This window comes from Shewanella sp. (assembly GCF_048265805.1).
Classification (GTDB): domain Bacteria; phylum Pseudomonadota; class Gammaproteobacteria; order Enterobacterales; family Shewanellaceae; genus Shewanella.
In genome coordinates this window covers 68,488-88,745 of sequence record NZ_JBLXAT010000008.1, presented here as the reverse complement: position 1 = coordinate 88,745, position 20,258 = coordinate 68,488, and the positions used below count along the sequence as shown (strand labels likewise).

The window sequence follows — 20,258 nt, the reverse complement described above, 5'->3', positions numbered from 1 at the left end:
ACGTTGTGGCGTTTTTTTACCCTAAGGTCTCTATGCAGCGATCAGTAAATATGACCAATCCGGCTCATAAACCGCCTTTACCTTTGCATTGAAACACTCACGGCAGCCGAGTGGCTGCCGTGAGTGTTTGCGCTAATCCGACGATTCTACGGAGGCTTGCTGTCGCTGCTTTAACACTTGGAACAAACGGCCAATGCCTATAAGCGCCAAACCTAAACCAAGGAAGCTCACCACCCGCCAGACGCCGTCTAAATGACCTATGTCAGATAGGAACACCTTCAACGCCGCAACGCCGAGCAGTGCCAGCCCGAGTTTTTGCGTCAGCACCTGCTGCAAGCGAATGCCGCCAAACGTCAGCGCACATCCAGCTAAAATAAGAGTGACTGAATAAGTAAGCCACTCAGCCATGGTGGTGCCCATTTCTACCATTAACGAACCCGGCTGCCAGAATTGACGAATCGACAATACCAACCAAATCGCCACCAACGCACCACCAATGGCATAGCGCGTCAGCTTCAGTTGCTGCTCATCCACCGAAGGTAAACTTGGCAACCATTGCCGTTGAGTAGCAACTAACAGCAGTGCACCAGGGATCAGCCATCCTAGTGCCAATGGATTAATGACCGGCCAGGCTGCGCCTGTGACGCTATCGCTCCATAACGGCATAAACTGCATATTAATTAACACCACACAGCATGCAGCAGCAAATTGAAGTAACTGGCGATAACCAAGATAGAACTTCTGCATTGCAATATGCTGGCAGCGCTGCTGGCGATAGCCGTACACGATACACAAGCCTAACGCTTCGATTAGCCAGAAACTGCTGCTGATCAAGTCAATATCACTAAACACCAGATAGCTACCAGTGACCAGATAGTGACTTTCAATAAACAGGAATATAGCAGCGATATGAATCAGCGCCCCTTCAAGCCAATCAGCCAGTGCCAGTTTGGCCTGTTGTGCTAGCCGCATTGCCACCGCCAATACCAGCAGTGGCGGCAGGCAAGTTACCAAAGCTATTGACCATTGTGGCCAGTCAACAGCATGCCATTCAGGCATGAATGGGAACAAAGTGAGCCGCAGTAATAACAGTGATACAAATGCTTTAGGCACCAATTCATGCATCACCGGCAGCTGCTTGGCGGTCTGCCAGACAATCAGCAACACTTGCAGCGCCAATAGTAGCCCAAAGGTTGGCCCATCAAACCACAGCACAGCGTTGACCAGTAGCAGCACATGAATGGCGGCAGACAAGTCGGCACGTAAACGCGGTACCTTAAGCGCCAGCAACGCCAGTAACCCGACCACACCAGCACTGAGCAACGAGCTAAGCCACAACTGCTGCGGCAGTTGGTCATCGGTATATATCAATAAGGTGGCAACCAATAGCTGTGGCCCAGCAACCAACCACCAATAACTCAGCTTGTTGTCTTGATGATTAGCGAGATACGCCTGCGCCATGGTAAGAAGCCACCACACGGCCACAATCGCTACGAGTAGCGGTAGTGAAATAACATAACCCAGCAACGAGAACTGTGAACTCATTAGCACCACAGTTAACCAAGCGGCTAATGCCGGCGCGTGATAACCATGACGTTGACGCTGTAACATCGGCTGCCACAACAGCAACGCTAATAACAGCAACATGGTCGCGCTTGAGAAATTATGACTCGGCAATAACTGCATATTACTGCTCAGCAGCAACATTAAGCTCAGCAACGCGGGGGCAAAATAACTTTGATAACCGCGGCAAGCAATCGCCGAGCCTCGGAGTAACCAACCTTGAACGGGGACAGTGCTAAGCAGATAAGCACTCACCGGATAGAAGATGAGAAGCCACCACAGCACATTGGACACCAGTACCGTGATCGCCGCCATCCATAACATTTGACCAATAAATACGCCCCACAGCAGCCAAGGTAACTGGCACCGCTTGAGCACATACACACCCACGGCCGACACCGCGCTGACGTAACACGCCAAGGTAAAATACGCCCCAGAACCTGATGACAACCACAATGGCGCAAGGTAACCACCGACTAATCCGAGCACCGCCATTAGACTGCCGTAACGTATGCCAGCAACTAATGACAGTAGCGCGGTGGCAGCAATAAATAGCATCGCCATCGAAGTGCTGAGTAACTGATAGCTCACCGTCGCAAACACTAGCGAGGCGTACACACCCGTCGTACCAGCCGCCACAATGGCCGCAGGAATATAATCCTTACCTAGCTTGCCTGTAACCGCTTGGCCGTTATTGAACTTACGATGCAGCCACTCGCCAACACCCACAATGATGACAGAGATGACCAAAGCAATACCGATGCGCGTAGTCGGCGTGGTATTAACGCGGTGGGCAATAAACTGCACCAAATAACCAAGACCAAATACCAACGCTAAACCGCCACACCATACCAACCAGTTGTCTTTAAAATGTTGTAGCAGATAGGTTTGCCACTGCGGCGTAGTGCGCACAGCAGCTGACTTATGAGGCCGAGGTGCCGGTGTTGATGGTCGCACAGGCGCCGTTCTTACCGGTTCAGCACTGGCCATTGCCGTCATGGCCGCAGGTTGAGCGCTGGCAACGGGCTCAGCCGTTGCTGTAAGCTTATTGGAGGCGGATGGTTTACCCCAAGCTTGAGTATCTGCTTGATCGACAGCCACATCGGCCGCGGTCGTTACGGGCGCAGATGCTGCTTGAGGGGATTGCGGCACGGTGGACGAGGCATCTTGTGCCGAACCACTAAGCGCTTCTAGCCGCTGATAAAGGTATTTATTCTGCGCGGCGATTAAATTGACTCTTTTCGCCAGTTGTTTAGCCTCTGAATAGGCCAAGATTGCCAGCACGGCTAGCCCTAACACTAGCAGTATTAACAGCTCTTCCATAGACTTCCTTGTGATTGCTACAGCAAACAAAACTGGCCGGAGCATAACACTTCGCTAACTTTTGACAAAACAGCGAAGCTAAATCTGTGCTAACCGACTGGGGAATATCACATTTGTAGCCAGCCCGTTAACAAAGTATCGAAATTTAAGCGTTTAACGCATGCCGAGTGGCACTATTAGGCGGCAAACCGCTGCTGCAGATATTGTTTAATTGCATCAGATTCATACAGCCACTGAGTGTTGCCATCGTCAGCGACAATTTTCAAACAAGGCACTTGTACTTTACCGCCCTGCTGCTCTAGTTCGCTGCGTGCTTGTTGGTCTTTGAGCACATTCGCCAGTCCGATAGGCAATGCGAGACGGTGGATCTCTTTCTTCACTTTGATACAAAACGGACAGGTGCTGTATTGGTAAAGCGTCAGCGCCCGACACTGTTGATCCACTTCTGCCTGCTCGCAGGCCTCACGTTGAATAGGTTTTGGTTTAGAAACCGCCGCGTAAATCAGCATAAACGGCATCAAAATTCGGCGTAACAGCTTAAAAAACAGTCTAATAACAATACGCATAGGTTTCCTTTCAATCAACGAGCTATATTAGCATCAAATAAATTGCGCGTAGTTTACCAGCCCATCTAGGCAACTGGCGAGCGCCACTACCACCGTCGTGAATAATTCCACTCGTTCTCACTTCAAGCGCCTCACTACGTTGCTCACTAACTCAGCGACTTCTAATTTATCGCTATATTGGCGTAACTGATAATCACTATTCGTTCTTTTTCAAGTCATCAGCCGCTATCTACACTTTACTGGCAAGTGTTAACAATTTGTTCACTTGATACAGTTAAAGACATGGTGAGGTCAAATATGAGTAACCACATTCTAGGGTTGTTGCTGCATCCCGGACGGGAATGGCATCAAATTAGCGCTGAACATGAGACAGTGTCCCATCTTTATATGCACCATATTTTAGGATTAGCGGCAATTCCAGTCATTGCCTCCTTTATTGGTACTACCCAATTCGGTTGGACCTTTGGTGGTGATGAGTCGTACAAGGTGTCGTTAACCAACGGTATCGCCCTTGGCATTGCCTTTTATGCATTAATGCTGGGTGCGGTGTGGATTGTTGGCAGTTTAATACATTGGCTAGCAAGGCGTTATCCGAGCCGTCCACCCCGCAGTGAATGTGTGGTATTCGCAGGCTATACCGCTACGCCGATGTTTTTAAGCGGTATTGTTGCCATCTATCCGATATTTTGGGTATGCCTATTAGCACTAGGCGCTGGCGTATGTTATACGGGTTATCTGCTCTATAAAGGAACGCCTCGGTTTCTAGGCATTAGCCACGACAAAGGGTTTATCATCTCAGGCATGACATTGGGCTGGGGCGTATTGTTGTTGGAAGTGTTGCTTACTGTGGTCGTTATGCTGTGGAATATGGGGTCTAACACCAGCGTGATGTGGCAGTTTTTTAAATAAGGTTTGCAGTCAGATCTATCATCACTGGCCAAGGATGGCAGTTTTTCTGGCCACGCGCCGTCTGGCGCATTCATCTTTTCTCATTAAAGGCACGTCCTTGTGCCCAACGTACACATTCACTAAATTACAGTTCAATCGTCGCGAAGACTGGACGATGATCTGGACGTTGCTCATCATCAACACAGTATTCTTCTTCTGGGAACAAAATCTCTGAACTGGCTGACTGATAGCTACCATGGATAAACACAAAGTCTAAAATACTGTTGTATTGCGGGTCGCAATTAGATTTCAGCAAGGCTGCAGGTTTCACCCAATGCCATTCGCCGCTGTCCATGAACAGATTAAACGCCTTATTGCCCTTTGCTGTGGGAAGATCATAGTCGAAGTTATAATCGCCCAACGCAATAACGTTGCCCGATTGCTTCTTAGCCCACGCCACTAATTTCTTGGCTTGTAACTGACGCAAATCGGCTTGACCGCGCATTAAGTGATTACCTACCACTTTAAACGTTTTGCCCGTCGCCTTTTCTTGCAACGTCGCGATAATGGCTGGTCGTTCATACTTGTGCACACCAAATACCAATTCAGTGTTATCCACCAAGGTAAAGCGTTCACTGTTATAGAAAATGCCAAGCGCATCGGTTGTCTCAACCGCATTTTTTGACACGATATATTTGAAATTTCCCATGGTATTCGCCAGTGGCTTAGCCCATGAAATAGTCAGCTCACTGAGCATGTAGATGTCAGCTTTGGGCGCTTGTTGAATATACTGGCTTACGGTAGGTTCGGTAGCACCAGGCAGATAACCGCCTTCAACGTTATAGCCCATCACAGCAACAGGCGCTGCATTAACGGTACCGACAGCCGCGCAACACAGCGCAACACTCGCCAATAGACGAGACAGTGAAATTAAACGCATAAGTTTTACCTGAATGAAAAAGTCGCGCTATATTACTTAACATTGCGCCAAGGTGTCACCCGCAAATGTAGCGATTCAGGCCCAATACTCAGCAACAAGCAGCAATGAACGATATGACTAATTAACATTGCCACATACAAGAGGCTGCTTCTCCCAATATGATGTATCAGCTTTCCTATCATTGAAGTTATTCAGCGGTTCCCCAACTGACTTTTCGCACCACACTTTGTTTGCCATTGACGACCGCTTAAACGGGCTGTTCATATAGTTCTAGCGGCAGACCATCAGGATCTTGAAAGAAGGTGAACTTTCTGCCAGTAAATTCGTCAACTCGTATCGGCTCAACAGTAATACCACGACGACATAATTCGTTAGCAGTCTCATCAACTGAATCCACCGCAAAAGCCAGATGCCGTAGCCCTTGTGCTTCGGGGCGACTTAAGCGCGCAGGTGGAGATGAGAAAGAAAACAGTTCAATTTGCTCACCACTTGGCAGGGCTAAATCTAACTTGTAAGAATCGCGCGATGCACGGTAGGTTTCAGCAATAATCTTTAGCCCCAAGACTTGCGAATAAAACGCTTTGGAACGCTGATAGTCACTACAGATAATGGCGACATGGTGGATTTTTTTCAGCAGCATAGATCATCGGTCATTGCCGTTTAGTTTGCTCCATGTTCGGTACTAAACCCGAAGAATGCAAGCCAAGCATTTACCGAGTAAACCATACGGGGAATCAAACGATATGGCCGAGTTGCTGCAAAATATCTAACGACAGCCGATAGTTATAAATTCGTACGATGCGTTGCGAGTAAAACAGCTGCGGCAATTCAAACACAGCAATGGCGGCAATCACCCAAAACAGAAAATGATAACCGGCAATAATCAGCACTAAGCTGATGACTAACAGCAAAAACTCCACCGCAAACAGTGCGTATTTGCCTAAGTAACAGTGGTGGATGCCACCGAGAAACAACCAGTTAAGGGTGGCGTAGGTGTCAGGATCTTTGAGCCGTTTAGATTGCTCGGCGTAGTATTGCTTACGTTGCGGCTCTGGCAGCGCGTTGACTTGCTGGCGCAGCGCATCTTCCTTGGCTTCAAGCTGTTCTATCGGCTCCCAAAAACGCACTATGGCACCTCATCAATCTGTTTCTCAACCAAGTCCGGTTGGTTGCAACGTTTAATCCGTGCCAGCCCTAAGCGCCAGCCTTTTACTGCACCATATTTCATAATGCACTGCTTGGTGTACTCCGAACACGATGGCTCAAAGTTACACTCAATATTGAGCAGTTTTTTTGACCCACCACTACGTTGGTAATGGTGGATCAATTTAAGCGATACGCGCTTAAACAAGCTTAGCGACCCAAGGTGATGATCACCGCTTCACGTTGCCAAAACAGCATGAAACGCTTTTTCTCAATCACTTGGAATACCACTTGCCAACCATCTTGCGCGTATTTGTTCAGCTCAGCTTCAATCTTTTGCAAAGGCAAGCCACTCGCGCCCAAAAAGATAGTGCCGCAACCGCCTTCAGCGATGTGTACCACTTTGTATTCGTTGAACTTAGTCATTCTCTCATCCCTATTTCTACTTCAAAGCGCTGCATAATGCATGAGCAATTTTATCGCGTCAACTGTCAAGATTTTGTCAGCAAACCAATGAATTACATGAATATTTTTCAATCTAATTTAACGCTTACATGCAGATAGAGATCACACTAAGTGACAGCAGAATTGACCAAACAATCTAAGACAAGATGGTAGAGAACAGGACTTTCAGAAACGTCGAGTAGCGCAGAATGGAATCATCTACGCCACTATTACACGTACTACGCGACTATTACGCCACGATGAATTGATGCGATATCGCGAGTTCTAACACGCAAATACACTAAAAGACAGTAACTGCTTTTGTAGGAATTCACGCGTGGGTTCATCAACCAACTTGCCATCCACGACTTTACTGGCGACTTGACCAATCATCGCTTCCGGCTTGTTCATCACTTTGGCATCAAAGAATACTAGAATTTGCCGCAGATGATACTGCATACGCGCACCACCTAAACCGCTGGGCGATGCAGAGGTGATCATTACCGGTTTACCTGCAAACGGTTGTGGTGATATACGCGACAACCAATCCAGTGCATTTTTAAGCACCCCAGGTACAGAGTAGTTATATTCGGGCGAAACGATAATCACGCCATCGGCCGCTGCAATGGCATTGGCCATGTCGACGACCGCCACAGGAAAACCTTGCTCATCCTGCAGGTCTTGATCATAAAGTGGAAAATCGCCGATGGAACCTAACAAGGTGACTTTACTGTTTGCTGGAGCCAGTTCCGCCAGCGATCGAGCGATCACCGCATTAAAAGACGCTTGGCGTAAGCTCCCCGTTAACACTACCAACTGCTGTTTCGTATCACTCATCGTGTCTGTCCTTTTTCACTTATGGATAGGAGTTACCTTGGATTCACTTAATCTAAGTCACAAGCTGGACCGTTTTCAAATTAACTATTGAACATGACATTATGACGATGCGGCTAGCCGCTCCCCATAAAAGTGCCCACCTAAAGCAGTCGGCATAGGTTTAGCTTAGCGTTGGGGAACAGCGAACTGTCGCCCATTTTGAAATTCTCGAATATCACCGACTGATGCGATCATTGTTGTAGCCGTTGTGGGTCCAATGCCCTCGTTTCATAAGGCGCTGGGCTTTTCATCTTGCTTAGCAATCGTATCAATCTTGCGATGACATTGATAAAACGCCAGCAACGCCGCCCAAAATACTCATAAATAACTTCACATATGAAAAATTGAATATATGATACGCCGAATATCAATAGCGCACTGGCCGATACGACATGAAGTTGTGTGGTCACTTACGGAAAGGAAAGCGTCAGCGTGTTGCTGAACAGGGAAAGTACAACAATTGTCGAGAGTTACTGGCATTGTTGCTAGCAAGGTGCGAACAAATCTTATTCAAACCAGCATTAAGTAAACTTCATTAGCCACAAAGTTGATACCTTTCACAAATCCTTCATTTCCTAGGGGCTGTTTATCTTTAGTGTTTAATTTTTGTCCAAATTAAACGCGTTATGAACGAGGCGAGACCTGCGACGCTTAGTCAACTAAGCAAGCTGGGCGCAACAAAGTTCAGGAGGCGTTTAAATGAACCCTTCGGGCAGCGACAGCGCGCAATTTATTCAGCGTTAGGCGCTGTTGGTGGAGAATAACTACACGGCACATCACCTGCCTTGCCTAAATCACGCAGCTGTCTGCTGCAAAAACAACCAGCAAAGATAAACAGCCCCTAGCAATTTGATATAGCAGTAATAGCGCGTAACAATATAATGCGCAGCAAGATTTTCCATATAAAAATCAATGATATTAAGTTTTATTTGCCACAATTTAACCATAAAAATTGGTTTATCACCTTCCCCACAGTTGTTTCGCAAGGAACGATAAAAATGCAAAATGCTGAACTTAAACGCACACTGATCTTGTCGATTGCATTGTTAGTAGCGTTATCAGTATCTATCTCCAGCTACTTGCTGTTTTTACAGCAAGAAGAATCGTTAACACATTCAATTTCAGCGCAGAGTAATAGCTACGTCGATGGTCAGGGAGAATTAATTGAAGCCACAATTAATGAACGACTCCGTGGTGTAAACAATCTAGCGGACTACTTCAGCAATAATCGTATCGATCGCACCAACGAGGCGGTGATTCAACAAACTCAAATTCTAGCCAAAACACTCAATACCCCCAGTGCGATGGTCGCCTTCGATAATGGTGATGGCTTTTGGAACCAGCAAGATAGTCAATTTCCCAATCATAAGTATCAAGGCGATATTCGCAGTCGGCCTTGGTATATTGCCGCGAAACAAGCGAGTGGCGGTATTATCACTAAACCTTATAAAGGTACCGATGGACAACGTTGGATCACCATCGCTAGCAAATTCAATGACGGGGTCATTTCCAGTGACTTAACCCTAAATTTTTTGAATAATCTGCTTGATGCCAGCAGCCTGTCAGCCAACAGTATCGCCTTGATATTTGATGAAGATAATCAAGTATTAGCCAGCTCTTCTACGGTGTTTAAAACTGGTGATAACCTTAACCAAGAAGCTTGGTTTGTGGACGCAATCAATCACGCGCGTTCACAAGAAAATACCGCTTCGACATATCAGCTAAACGGTGAGGAAAAACTGCTATTTACCCATCGTATCGACCTTGGCAACCAACATTGGTATTACGCCGTGGGCTTACATAAATCGGAAGCATACGCCGCGCTGACTAAGTCACGCAACATGGCATTGATTATCACGATTTTGGCTTCGGTAGTCAGTGTTATCGTAGTGATCACCCTCATCCAATACCTCTATCGCCCTATCGTATTATTGCGTAACACCATTATTGGTCTTTCAAACGGTAATGGTGATTTAACCCAACGTTTGCCAGTAAATACCCAAGACGACATAGGCAAGATCTCAGCCGGGGTGAATACCTTCATGGGGAACTTGCAACAACTGATGCTGGAAGTTCATAGCGCGACCAAAGAACTCCACGGTAACGCCGTCAATCTGAAACAAAACAGCGCGCAAAACCACACTATTTTGCAAAAGCATGTGCAGGAAACAGAACATGTGGCAACAGCCATTGAAGAAATGGATGCCACCGCGAATGCCATGGCTACCGATGCCGCCAATACCGCCAGTCTGACTGAACGCGCTAGCAGCGTTAGCCAAGAATCTCGCCAAGTCATCGCCCGCTCTGAAAGCACCATCCATGCTTTGATGGATGAAGTCGACATTGCCGCAAATGACGTACAACAGATGAGCCTACAAACACAGAGCATCAGCAAAGTGCTATCGATGATTGAAGAAATTGCCGAGCAAACTAACTTGTTGGCACTCAATGCCGCCATTGAAGCTGCGCGTGCAGGCGAACATGGCCGTGGTTTCTCAGTCGTTGCGGACGAAGTGCGCGCCCTCGCTAGCCGCACTAAAGATAGCACCCGTGAAATTGAAATCGTCATCAAACAACTCACCATCGGCTGTCGTAAGGTTGAGCAGTCAATGGCAGAAACCAAACAACGTTGTGAAAATACCGCGGAGCAATCGGAAGAAGTGGCGAGCAGCTTAGCTAAACTGATCGATTACGTGAACGAAATTAACCAACTAAGCGAGCAAATCGCTACGGCTGCCGAAGAACAAAGTTGCGTCACCAAAGAGGTAAGCGCCAATATGACCGCCATTAGTGACATGGTGGTAAAACTCGACAGTAGCGGCAAACAAACCCATCAAGACACGTTGAACCTTGAGCAAATCAACAGCAAATTGAACGCGATCGTAGGTCAATTTAAGCTGTAATAGCTTTTATTACTCAGCGCCATGGCCGCGGAGGTTTTGGCGCTGAGTAAGTTGACACCCCGCCGATTATCAACACTTGGTTGATAATATTTCCCCAACAGTACGGTTAATATCCTACGCGTTTATGCCTATGCTGGCGCAAACTTCTGTCGTAGGAATTATCATGAGTAAAAAAGTCGTAATCTTGTTACACGGTGTTGGCAGTCAAGGTGCCGATATGGCGCCACTCGCCAGCCAGTGGCAACAACAGATAAAAGATGTACTGTGGTTAACACCTAATGCCCCCTTTTATTCAGACATGGGTAGCGGCTATCAATGGTTTAGCTTACAAGGTATTACCAATGCCAATCGCCCTGAACGCATCCAAAATGCTCGCGCGGCGTTTGATGAACTGCTCGCAAACTTGTTCAATCAATACGATATTGCTCCTCAACATGACCGAGTCGTTCTGATTGGGTTTTCTCAAGGGGCGATGATGTCGCTAGATGCCTTGGTCAGTGCTCACTGGCCGCTTGCAGGTGTGGTGGCATTTTCTGGTCGTCTAGCATCACCCACACCTTACCAAGTGAAACAAGCTGTACCCGTGTTACTAGTGCATGGATTGAGCGATCCTGTGGTGCCGCATACCGAATCCGCAGCGGCAGCAACAGCGCTAAGCGAGCTGGGGCATCAGGTTTCAACGCAATTTGAGCCGGAGTTGATTCACTCTATTTCACCTCAAGGTGTGGCCACTGCCAGCGAATTTCTCGCGCAGCGATTTAGATAAGCCAACATTCGCTTACATGTTCGTCGAGCATTGATTTGTGAGATAACCGTTCAGGCCCAAAAAAGTGTGCGAATGAATGCGTGTTACATGCATTCGCGCCAGTAACACGTTAATGAGCACGGGCACCGAGCAGCAACCAAATATTACTCGCTACCGAAGTCAGCAACGATGACAGTACCAACAACAGAGTAATGCCCAAAATCATCTGCCGCCGATCAAGCTTTTTCAGCAGTGATGGCAAAATTAAACCACTCAACATGGCTAAGGTCGCAGTCGTAGAGATCATCTGCCCTGCTACACCCGCAGATACCGCCAGCTCTTGCGCCATTTCAGTTATTAGACTGACGGAGCGGCAACCCTTAGGGGCTGTTTATCTTTGTTGGTTGTTTTTGCAGCAGACAGCGCGTGATTTAGGCAAGGCAGGTGGTGTGCCGTGTAGTTATTCTCCACCAACAGCCCCTCGCATTAACGAGATAATCGCCCACCATTTAGATACACCCAACAATGGCGACGACTTGGTTTCACGCTCAAGACACCTAACTAACAATTCTCCTCAAGAGCCCACGGCAGCGACCAACTAAGTGCTCCATGGCTCAAATTAATGCGGTTATCGTAGTGCTGACGGGGTGAAATTCGCTTGCCTAGCCATCGTATTAGATTGCCTATTCCTACAAATCTACTCAAGTGGATGATGTTGCACAGACACACTTTCGCTATTTTATTGCTTCATAAATGCGCAAAAATTCGTCCTCTGTTCTCTATCTACGATTAGTGGCAGCATCAAAATATCTAACTAATTGAATGTTTTTATAGCAATTATTCTCATGTGCTATCTTTTGGTTTTAACTTAATGCTATCGGCGATGATGATCTCATCAAAACAAACTAGACGACCGGTCTAATCGCTGTTAGTCTAGCCGCCATGAACGGTAAGACACGTAACACAAAACAGCACATTCTTGATATAGGCTATCAATTGGTGTTAACCAAAGGCTTCACAGGTATGGGCTTGTCAGAACTATTAAAGAGTGCGGACGTACCGAAGGGCTCGTTCTATCACTACTTTGCCTCCAAAGAGCAGTTTGGCGCAGTGTTGGTCGAACAATACTTTGCTCGTCACCTCGCAGCGATGCAGCAGATTTTTGCCCAGCCAAACCTAAGCAATTACGACAGATTACTGCAGTACTGGCAGAAGTGGCTGCAACACAACAGTGCCGATTGCCCCCATGGTCGCTGTTTGGTGGTCAAACTTGCCAGTGAAGTAGCTGACTTGTCAGAAGCGATGCGCCAAGCATTCTTGGTTGGTACCGAGCAGATTATTAGCACGCTGACGGGCGCACTTGAACAAGGCCAACGCTGTGGCGAATACCAGCTAAGTGATACTCGCCACTGCGCCGAGGTGCTGTATAACTTGTGGTTAGGTGCTAGCTTACTGGTAAAAATTCGACTCGATGACAGCAGCCTGCAACACGCGTTGCAAGCAACAGCCCAATTACTAGGAAAGCAGCACTAACATCAGCGTTGCTATCTATTTCGATAACTACCGCTTATTCAGTTAAGCGGTTTTTTTTAAAGCAATACTAGACGACTGGTCTAATCAATAAAGAAGGACATAGACATGACTGATACCAACCAGCGTATTGTGCTGGCTTCGCGTCCAGTAGGCGAACCTACCGCAGCAAATTTTCGTGTAGAAACTGTCGCCAAACCTGTGCCAGCCGATGGCCAAGTGTTATTGCGTAATATTTATCTTTCACTCGATCCTTACATGCGCGGCCGCATGAGCGATGCTAAATCGTACGCCGACCCTATCGCCGTTAACGATGTCATGGTGGGTGGCACCGTATGCCAAGTAGAAATGTCTAATCATCCTGATTATGCAGTGGGTGAATGGGTACTGACCTATCAAGGTGGCTGGCAACAATATGCCGTAACCGATGGTCAAGATTTGGTGAAATTAGGCAAAGAGCCAACCCTGCCCTCATATGCACTCGGTGTTTTAGGTATGCCGGGCTTTACTGCCTATGTAGGTTTACTCGATTTCGGTGAGCCCAAACCTGGTGAAACAGTGGTCGTCGCTGCCGCCACTGGCCCAGTAGGTGCCACTGTGGGACAGATTGCCAAAATCAAAGGTTGTCGCGCGGTAGGTATTGCTGGCGGTGCAGAGAAATGTCGCCATGCTGTTGAAGTATTAGGTTTTGATGCATGTATCGACCATAAAGCACCCGACTTTGCCGAACAGCTGGCAGCCGCTTGCGCCGATGGTATTGACGTTTACTTTGAAAACGTTGGCGGCAAAGTATTTGATACCGTACTGCCACTGCTGAACGCCCATGCCCGTATTCCTTTATGCGGTTTAGTCTCCCAGTATAACGCTACCGAACTGCCAGCGGGCCCAGATCGTTCCGGCATGCTAATGGTACAACTGCTGGTAAAACGCATTAAAGTACAAGGCTTTATTATCTTTGATGGCAACCAGCACCGTTACCCAGCGTTTGCGAAAGATATGCAACAATGGTTGAGTGAAGGCAAAATCCAATACCGCGAACAATTGGAGCAAGGCTTAGAAACAGCGCCACAACATCTGATTGATCTGCTGAATGGAAAGAACTTCGGCAAAGTTGTCGTACAAGTCAATCAACCGCTGTAACCACGTTGATAACCTGCCTAGCACGATAGCGCTATAACTTACATTCTGCAAAGCGTTACAAGCCATAACTAACACATTGTTATCTATGGCTTTTTACTATCCACACACGAGAAGATGACGCACAAACGCGCATGAATTACGCCCCAGTATTCGTGAATTAATGCTAACGAAAAACACGCTCTAGTGGCGTTTGCAAGGCACTGAGATCTTGCTGCTGCACATGTTGGCGCAGCTCAGCAACAAACGGCGAAATATCTTCAATACTAATGATCCATTCATTGCTGAAGCGCACTAATGAATTGCCACGAATGCCAATTTGTACTGCACGGCGATTAAGCTTAGCGCCGTAGGGATCATGATCTGGGTCCCACTGTAAGCGCACATCAGACTCAGCAATTTGCTGCTGCCACAGCGCTTGGTCGCTCACATTGCTGGTGGTAAAGCTGGAGGCAACGGCCTGTTGCAACAGTTGCTCAAATGCCGCTCGGCGTAGTTTGATAGCCAGTGTCACCTCTTGATGAGGCTTAGTGCCCCATCCCGAGCGATACATCATCCACAAAAAGTTGGGCTTAATCCAAGACATACGGTGAAAACTAAAATCACCGCCGAAACGGCCATGTTCCGCAGCGTAATGACCGATAGCGCTGTTATAAGCTTGGTAGACGTAAATTCCTTCATCGTCATACTTGCGCCATAATCAGCTGCCCTTGCTGCGGCCACGTGGCTTGTTGTTGTACATAAGGGGCTAACTGCAATGAAGCAAAACAACTCATCATCAATTCCTTGGTCTACGTGACCGTAAAGACACCTACGCTAAAGCAATGTGCTGGCGTTAACTGCGTACGAGCAGCACCGACCAATTTGCTCGATTCCACGTTGACTACTGATATTTATGCGGCCGAGAGCCGCGCAACTTTTAGCGGGGTAAGGAGTGAAAACGATGTTAGAATAAGTCCTCCTCCGCTGCAACCTGCGCAGTCACGTACGAGGCTCCCCCTGAATAGTTACTGTACTACTGCGGCCTAGCAATATCTCTTTGAAGCGGTACGTGCCAATGTCAAATTCGACGGCATAAATCAGCTAGCTACCGTTATAGACACCCATTTATACCTCATACGTAATCAGCCTAGCCTAGTCTATCTGCCTAAAAACAAACATTAATTTACATTTTTAACGATTAATTAAGTTACACACTGCGCGTAATATCGACAAAAAAGGATTCATCATCAATAGCGATGGTGTGTAATTGTATGAATGTATAAGGAAGTCAGATGCGAAAAATATTGTTGGCCACAGCACTATTGTGCTGTAGCTCTGCGCCAGTGTTGGCAGAAGGAACACACTTTTCTGTAACGGGGGGGGTTCCCTATGTTTTTATTCCGGAAGTCTCCTATTCTCCCAACGCTGAACAGCGTTGGTTTGCTCACTATAAATTGGGCTTAGATGACGGATTCTCCGCCGGTTTTGAGCAAGCGGCGAGCGCAAATAATCGCCATGCGCTGGGTATTTTTGGTGGAGCGCTGGGGGTGAAAAGTGGCCATCGCTATGTATGTGAAGAAGGGAATTCATCTGGAGAACCAGCCGACTTTGACGACGAATTGTGCTCAGCGCTAGCTCGTCCTTTCGCTGAAGCATTTGACCACCACACAGTAAATGGCGTAGGCCTGAGTTACAGCTACAACCGGCATGGTCTCAGCGAACGCGGGTTGCGAGTGCGTGTAGAGTTTGGTTATGGCCGCATTGAGGATGCTGACTTCGATAAAGATGGTTTTACGGGTGGATTTTCTGTCGGTTACCAATTCTAAATAAACATGGCGAAGGTACGTAAATCTTGCATACCTTCGCCTGCTAACCTCTGCAACCAGCTACACCGCGACTATCAATCGACAAGCCGCCGTATCTCCATCACACCAATCCTCCTTGCGATGCTAGTAACGTCAATACGCTAACGCTCTTTATGCGCTTCATCTAACCAACGGTATAACGTACGACGTGTCACCCCGAGAATTTGCGCCGCTTGCGCTTTGTTGCCTTGGGTCTTTTCTAGCACGTAATGCACATAATCTTGCTGCAACGATAGCAGCGGTGGCAGTGATTCAGAGCCAAGTCCTGCAAACATATTTTGTACCGCGGTATCCTGCGACTGGCGCATACGCTGTGGCAAGTGCTCAGGTTTTATCTCTTCACCGTCGCAAAATACCGCCGCCCGCTCCATGGCATTTTGTAGCTCGCGCACATTACCAGGGAAACTGTAATTGAGCAGAATTTGCCACGCGGCCTGGCTCAGTTGTCGCGCCTGCGTTTTACTGTTTTGCTGTTGCTGAGTCAGGAAATAACGCGTCAACAATGCGATATCATCCCCCCGCTGTCGCAGTGGCGGCACGTGCAAAGTAAAGGTTTCCAGTCGGAAAAACAGATCTTCACGGAACTGGTTTTCCGCCACCATAGCTTCGGGGTCACGGTGCGTAGCCGCAATAATGCGAACATCGACACTCACTTCTTTATCGCTGCCGACTGGCCGCACTGTACCCTCTTGCAGAACTCGTAGCAGTTTCGCTTGCAGTGCCAACGGCATTTCACCAATCTCGTCCAGCAGTAATGTGCCACGTTCAGCTTCGCGCAACAGCCCTTGCCGAGATTTGCCGGCACCAGTGTAAGCGCCCGCCGCATGACCAAAGAACTCACTTTCTAACAGTTCACTTGGAATACCCGCACAATTCACCGCCAAAAATGGACCTTGTTTACGCTCACTTTGCTGATGAATGGCTTTAGCCACCAGCTCCTTCCCCGTACCGCTTTCGCCCAGCACTAATACGGGACTATCTGCGCGCGCTACCTGCTCGATACTCTTAAACAAGTTTTGCATGGCAGCACTTTCACCCAACATGCCGTGAAAACGCCGTCCGCCTACGCTGGCTTTGAGCTGGCGATGTTCTAGCAACCGCCTTACCGTCAATAAGCAATGGTCCATATCAAATGGTTTGGTGAGAAAGTCATCGGCGCCCGCTTTTAATGCCTGTACCGCTTGGTCAACTGAGCCAAAGGCGGTGATCAGTAACATTGCTGGCGCATTATTCATCGCTTTGACTATCGGTAACAGTGTGATGCCGTTCCGGCCCGGCAGACGGAGATCGGAAATCACCAAGTCGACATTGGTGGTCGCCAATAAAGGTTCGGCCGCCTCCACTGAATCGAGCGTCTGCACTTGATAGCCTTCCGCTTCTAATTCTTCACAAAGTAATTCAGCTAAGGCAGCATCATCTTCTACCAATAAAATATTCATGAGGTTACGTCCTTAGGAAAACACAGTGACACTTGTAGCCCACCTGCTTCGGCGTGGCTCAGCTGTAGCTCGCCCTGATGGTCGCTGACAATATTGTGCACAATGGCCAAACCTAAACCTGTGCCCTGACCTTTAGGCTTGGTGGTAAAAAACGGTTCGAGTAGCTGCTGTGGCTCGATATCCGCAGCAATACCAGCGCCGTCATCCCAAATAGCTAAGTTCCAGCCATGTTCATTGGTTTGATAGCTGACGCCGACGCTCTTAGTGGCCGCCTGACAGGCATTGCGCAATAAGTTAACTAGCACCAGTTCAAATTGCGCGGGATCAACCGTCACCATCGCGGTAGCCGGAATATCGAGGGTGATCTGCGGTGGCTCACCATGTGCGAGTTCATGTTTAACCGAAGCGACCGCCGCTTCGACTAACTCCCGTAATAGGATCGACTCCAACTGCGCGCCGCTGCGAGAGAAATCCAATAGCTGATGCACAATGCGCGTAAGCCGCTGCACTTGACCGCGAATCGCACTCAGTTCACGTTGCGCGGGGGCATCATCGTTATTACGACTGAGACGCCGCGCGCGGCCATCAATAACATTCAATGGCGCGCCAAGTTCATGGGCAATACCACTCACCAGTCGTCCCAGCGCAGCCATGCGCTCTTGTCGCTCAAGCTGCTGGTTCAATGTGGCTTCTTGCTGGCGGTGGGCAGCAATAGAGGCTTGCGCACTTGCCATGTTGTCCAACATCTGGTTAAACGCTTTAGCAATATCTCCCAATTCTGTCGCACCGGACGTTGGCGCCCGCAACTCCAGTTTTCCCGCACCGACATCGGCCATGACTTTGGTTAGGTTGGCAACTTGCCGCCCAACCGCTTGCCGATATCCCAACAACACAATGCCAAAGGTTAGTAGGCCAACAACGCCCCAACTGCCCCATGCCCAATAAGCAATGCGGTCCATGGTGGTAGAAAAGTCGCTCGCGCGGCGGGTCACTTCCACCATGCTGGAAATTTTGCCAGTAGGATCGGTCACTGGCACAAAGTGAGAAAATACTCGGCGGCCAGCCTGATGCTGATAAGCATCACCATCTTGGCCGACACGCACCATCTGCTCGGCGAGAGGGTTAGCGGCCGTATCTTCTTGCCGAGCAATTCCCGCCGCGGCGATGCGTTGACCTTCACCGTTATAGACTGAAGCGCCATAGACCTGCCCGAGTGAAAATACCGCATCGAGCGTGCGCTGCACGGTGGCTAAATCGCCTTGATTAAGCGCCTCACCTATCGGCACCCGAATCGCTCGAGCAATCAGTTTGATATCGTCTTTAAGCTTGCGCGTCTGCTGCTCGGCCATGTAGTAAGTGCCAATGCCTATCGATGCCCCAGACAACGCCCACAAGGGGAGAAACACGAGCAACAACATGCGTGTAGCAAGTGTCATGCGATATTTTTTGGTCAAAAGCTCCTCCGCAGCAATCGTGTTATGTTGCGCCGCTCGGCTAGCTAGCAATGGTAATAGGCTCACTATCAGCGCTTAACGCTGTCTCACTGCCAACACAACAGGTGTATATATTTGTCACTAATTGATACTTTCACCGTATCATAAATATCCACCGCAACTCAAAGCGCCAGCTATTTCACACATGCAGCAATGAAAAATAAACTAATAAAAACAGTTAGATGTTAACTAATTTTACAAACTGGCAAGGTTTTAGCTTTAGTCAGTACGAATTTAAATAAAACAGAAGGAAGTCGATTATGCGTAAATTAACCATTACTGCACTGATGTCAGCCATGTTAGCTACTGCGCCTGTCGCCTCGGTATTCGCGGCACAACAACCGCAACAAGCAGCAGCGCCACAAGCACAGCAAATTGAGGTTACCGATTCTCAGCTTAAGCAGTTTGCCGGTGCTCAAGAATCGGTAAATGAGATCCGCGTCGACGCCATGGCGAAGCTTGAAAAAGTGGAAGATCAAAACCAAGCGCAAGCGATCCAACAGCAAGCGAACCAAGATATGGTAAACGCCGTACAAGATAGTGGCTTGTCTGTGGAAGACTACAACCTGATTGCCCGTGCCGTACAGAGCGACACTAATCTGCAATCCCGCTTGAAGCAGATGGGTAACGGTTAATCCCCATCGGCGTACCTTCGGGTACGCCATTGCTTTCACAAGGTTCTAGCACTATTCGCGCCTTTTACAAGAAAAAAATTTAGAATCAGTATGTTATTCCATTTATCCTCTACTCCCAACGGCACTATCAATGAATGGACGGTCTTATAACTAAAACCCGACTGCGTTCAATGTTAATATTCGCGTACGCGGAAGACCTGCACAGCAGTCATGAGGATGTAGACGATGCAACAACAACTCGATCGTATTCGCACATTATTACTCAACCGTCCAGAGCATCATCACAAGCCGCTATCCCCCATCACCGCAAGTGAGTTGCAACAATTCGAGCGCGGATTTCACATCACACTACCTGAAGATTATCGACAATTTCTACTGCAGGTAACCAATGGCGGCATAGGGCCAGCCGCTGGGTTGATACCACTGGCGCAAGCGGTGGATTATTTCCGTCAACATGCGGGCTATGAAACCATTTTGTCTACACCTTTCCCGCACACGGAAGAGTACCATCAAGAAGATGAGCCGGAGGTTTGCCGCGCTGAACAGCTTAATGCCAGCAAGCAGATGGACAACGAGACCTTTTACCGCACCTTAGACTTCTTCCATGCGAGCACATTGGATGTGGCTGATCTTGGTAGTGGTTACTACATAAAATTAGTGGTAACGGGGCCCAGCAGAGGCACTGTGTGGAAGGACTTTTCTGCAGTTGATGAAGGCATGCACCCACTCGACATGACCTTTTTAGATTGGTATGAACGCTGGCTTACCAGCGAACACTACCTCTGA

General features: G+C 48.1%; 21 protein-coding genes. 8 read left to right on the top strand and 13 right to left on the bottom strand.

The annotated features are described in order from the left end of the window. Positions 1 to 132: 132 nt before the first annotated feature. Together ACN0TT_RS07780 and ACN0TT_RS07775 are read right to left on the bottom strand one after the other, a co-directional pair. Positions 133 to 2,886 (bottom strand): DUF2339 domain-containing protein, encoded by a 2,754-nt coding sequence (locus ACN0TT_RS07780; RefSeq protein ID WP_417761578.1) that lies wholly within the window; start codon positions 2,884 to 2,886, stop codon positions 133 to 135. 176 nt (positions 2,887 to 3,062) lie between these two features. Next, complete coding sequence (locus ACN0TT_RS07775) at positions 3,063 to 3,452, bottom strand: glutaredoxin family protein (RefSeq protein WP_417761577.1); 390 nt, start codon at positions 3,450 to 3,452, stop codon at positions 3,063 to 3,065. A 297-nt stretch (positions 3,453 to 3,749) separates the two neighbouring features. Between ACN0TT_RS07775 and ACN0TT_RS07770 the strand changes: the two genes are divergently transcribed. Next, entirely contained in the window at positions 3,750 to 4,361 is a 612-nt protein-coding gene (locus ACN0TT_RS07770) for a Yip1 family protein (protein WP_417761576.1), read from the top strand. A 124-nt stretch (positions 4,362 to 4,485) separates the two neighbouring features. On the opposite strand, the gene ACN0TT_RS07765 is transcribed toward ACN0TT_RS07770, so the two are convergent. The 7 genes from ACN0TT_RS07765 to ACN0TT_RS07735 all read right to left on the bottom strand — a co-directional run bounded on the left by ACN0TT_RS07765 (position 4,486) and on the right by ACN0TT_RS07735 (position 7,962). Further along, positions 4,486 to 5,280: an endonuclease/exonuclease/phosphatase family protein gene (locus ACN0TT_RS07765; protein WP_417761575.1), complete on the bottom strand. Its 795-nt coding sequence runs from the start codon at positions 5,278 to 5,280 to the stop codon at positions 4,486 to 4,488. 247 nt (positions 5,281 to 5,527) lie between these two features. Beyond that, complete coding sequence (locus ACN0TT_RS07760) at positions 5,528 to 5,917, bottom strand: VOC family protein (RefSeq protein ID WP_417761631.1); 390 nt, start codon at positions 5,915 to 5,917, stop codon at positions 5,528 to 5,530. 97 nt (positions 5,918 to 6,014) lie between these two features. Continuing rightward, complete coding sequence (locus tag ACN0TT_RS07755; protein ID WP_417761574.1) at positions 6,015 to 6,407, bottom strand: TM2 domain-containing protein; 393 nt, start codon at positions 6,405 to 6,407, stop codon at positions 6,015 to 6,017. Then, the gene (gene yidD / locus ACN0TT_RS07750) at positions 6,407 to 6,631 is read right to left on the bottom strand and encodes a membrane protein insertion efficiency factor YidD (protein WP_417761573.1); all 225 of its coding nucleotides are present in this window, start codon (positions 6,629 to 6,631) and stop codon (positions 6,407 to 6,409) included. The genes ACN0TT_RS07755 and yidD overlap by 1 nt, the downstream gene beginning before the upstream one ends. Before the next feature lie 2 nt (positions 6,632 to 6,633). Further along, positions 6,634 to 6,849 (bottom strand): DUF4177 domain-containing protein, encoded by a 216-nt coding sequence (locus tag ACN0TT_RS07745; RefSeq protein ID WP_417761572.1) that lies wholly within the window; start codon positions 6,847 to 6,849, stop codon positions 6,634 to 6,636. Positions 6,850 to 7,152: 303 nt separating this feature from the next. Then, complete coding sequence (locus ACN0TT_RS07740; protein ID WP_417761571.1) at positions 7,153 to 7,704, bottom strand: NADPH-dependent FMN reductase; 552 nt, start codon at positions 7,702 to 7,704, stop codon at positions 7,153 to 7,155. 165 nt (positions 7,705 to 7,869) lie between these two features. Further along, complete coding sequence (locus ACN0TT_RS07735; RefSeq protein ID WP_417761630.1) at positions 7,870 to 7,962, bottom strand: transposase; 93 nt, start codon at positions 7,960 to 7,962, stop codon at positions 7,870 to 7,872. Between the two features lie 779 nt (positions 7,963 to 8,741). Between ACN0TT_RS07735 and ACN0TT_RS07730 the strand changes: the two genes are divergently transcribed. Then, positions 8,742 to 10,646: a methyl-accepting chemotaxis protein gene (locus tag ACN0TT_RS07730; protein ID WP_417761570.1), complete on the top strand. Its 1,905-nt coding sequence runs from the start codon at positions 8,742 to 8,744 to the stop codon at positions 10,644 to 10,646. A gap of 163 nt (positions 10,647 to 10,809) precedes the next feature. After that, positions 10,810 to 11,412, top strand: coding sequence for an alpha/beta hydrolase (locus tag ACN0TT_RS07725; RefSeq protein ID WP_417761569.1), 603 nt, complete (start codon positions 10,810 to 10,812; stop codon positions 11,410 to 11,412). A 109-nt stretch (positions 11,413 to 11,521) separates the two neighbouring features. Here the strand turns inward: ACN0TT_RS07725 and ACN0TT_RS07720 are convergent, their stop codons facing one another. Beyond that, positions 11,522 to 11,740, bottom strand: coding sequence for a hypothetical protein (locus tag ACN0TT_RS07720; protein ID WP_417761568.1), 219 nt, complete (start codon positions 11,738 to 11,740; stop codon positions 11,522 to 11,524). Between the two features lie 593 nt (positions 11,741 to 12,333). Between ACN0TT_RS07720 and ACN0TT_RS07715 the strand changes: the two genes are divergently transcribed. Beyond that, on the top strand, positions 12,334 to 12,924 hold the full coding sequence (locus ACN0TT_RS07715) for a TetR/AcrR family transcriptional regulator (protein WP_417761567.1): 591 nt from the start codon (positions 12,334 to 12,336) through the stop codon (positions 12,922 to 12,924). Positions 12,925 to 13,029: 105 nt separating this feature from the next. Next, entirely contained in the window at positions 13,030 to 14,061 is a 1,032-nt protein-coding gene (locus tag ACN0TT_RS07710) for an NADP-dependent oxidoreductase (RefSeq protein ID WP_417761566.1), read from the top strand. 163 nt (positions 14,062 to 14,224) lie between these two features. Here ACN0TT_RS07710 and ACN0TT_RS07705 read toward each other — a convergent pair whose 3' ends face one another. After that, complete coding sequence (locus ACN0TT_RS07705; protein ID WP_417761629.1) at positions 14,225 to 14,701, bottom strand: DUF4291 domain-containing protein; 477 nt, start codon at positions 14,699 to 14,701, stop codon at positions 14,225 to 14,227. Between the two features lie 631 nt (positions 14,702 to 15,332). Here ACN0TT_RS07705 and ACN0TT_RS07700 point away from each other — a divergent pair. Further along, positions 15,333 to 15,866 (top strand): hypothetical protein, encoded by a 534-nt coding sequence (locus ACN0TT_RS07700; RefSeq protein ID WP_417761565.1) that lies wholly within the window; start codon positions 15,333 to 15,335, stop codon positions 15,864 to 15,866. Between the two features lie 140 nt (positions 15,867 to 16,006). Here the strand turns inward: ACN0TT_RS07700 and ACN0TT_RS07695 are convergent, their stop codons facing one another. Both ACN0TT_RS07695 and ACN0TT_RS07690 read right to left on the bottom strand, forming a co-directional pair. After that, on the bottom strand, positions 16,007 to 17,344 hold the full coding sequence (locus ACN0TT_RS07695; protein WP_417761564.1) for a sigma-54-dependent transcriptional regulator: 1,338 nt from the start codon (positions 17,342 to 17,344) through the stop codon (positions 16,007 to 16,009). Continuing rightward, positions 17,341 to 18,798, bottom strand: a complete 1,458-nt coding sequence (locus ACN0TT_RS07690) for an ATP-binding protein (protein ID WP_417761563.1) — start codon at positions 18,796 to 18,798, stop codon at positions 17,341 to 17,343. The genes ACN0TT_RS07695 and ACN0TT_RS07690 overlap by 4 nt, the downstream gene beginning before the upstream one ends. 299 nt (positions 18,799 to 19,097) lie before the next feature. Here ACN0TT_RS07690 and ACN0TT_RS07685 point away from each other — a divergent pair, with 299 nt between their 5' ends. Together ACN0TT_RS07685 and ACN0TT_RS07680 are read left to right on the top strand one after the other, a co-directional pair. Next, positions 19,098 to 19,472 carry a DUF4168 domain-containing protein gene (locus ACN0TT_RS07685; protein ID WP_417761562.1) on the top strand — a complete coding sequence of 125 codons (375 nt, stop codon included), beginning with the start codon at positions 19,098 to 19,100 and terminating at the stop codon, positions 19,470 to 19,472. Positions 19,473 to 19,697: 225 nt separating this feature from the next. Then, a complete protein-coding gene (locus ACN0TT_RS07680; RefSeq protein ID WP_417761561.1) occupies positions 19,698 to 20,258 on the top strand; it encodes an SMI1/KNR4 family protein in 561 nt (186 codons plus the stop codon).